Origin of the sequence: Nocardia cyriacigeorgica (assembly GCF_010858045.1) — a bacterium.
GTDB classification, from domain to species: Bacteria; Actinomycetota; Actinomycetes; order Mycobacteriales; family Mycobacteriaceae; genus Nocardia; species Nocardia cyriacigeorgica_E.
This window is the reverse complement of sequence record NZ_JAAGVC010000137.1, coordinates 1-400: the sequence shown is the minus strand read 5'-3', so window position 1 is coordinate 400 and position 400 is coordinate 1. Positions and strand designations below refer to the sequence as shown.

Annotated in this window: 1 protein-coding gene and 1 pseudogene; one reads left to right on the top strand and one right to left on the bottom strand. The window is 67.5% G+C overall.

The window, feature by feature from the left end; genetic code table 11:
• Positions 1 to 167, top strand: a pseudogene (locus GV790_RS31505) (homoserine O-acetyltransferase MetX); the annotation flags it as partial.
• A gap of 40 nt (positions 168 to 207) precedes the next feature.
• Here the strand turns inward: GV790_RS31505 and GV790_RS29075 are convergent.
• Positions 208 to 400 (bottom strand): winged helix-turn-helix transcriptional regulator (locus GV790_RS29075; RefSeq protein ID WP_163818017.1); only part of this gene is annotated, 193 nt, incomplete at its 5' end.

Below are 400 nucleotides of genomic sequence, written 5' to 3'. Positions count from 1 at the left end.
GGCTGTACCCGCTCTACACCCAGCAAGAACTGGCCGACGGGCTGCCCGGCTGTCAGGGCCTCGAGGTGGTGCACTCCCGCGACGGACACGACGGCTTCCTCACCGAGGCAGCGGCGGTGTCCAAGCTGCTGATCCAGACCATGAACCTGGCCCGCAACGCGCGATAGGTCCGCCGTCCGGGCCGATTCCGACACACCCCGGCGGTGATCAGCTCGGATCCACAGCAGCGCGGCGAGCTGCCTCGATGCGGTTGATGTTGGTTTCGATCCAATCCCGTAGTGCGGCGATCGGCGTGCGGAGGCTGTGCCCCAGCTCGGTGAGGGTGTACTCGACCCGAGGCGGCACCGTGGGATACACGGTGCGCGTGACGAATCCGTCGGCCTCCAACTGACGCAGGGTC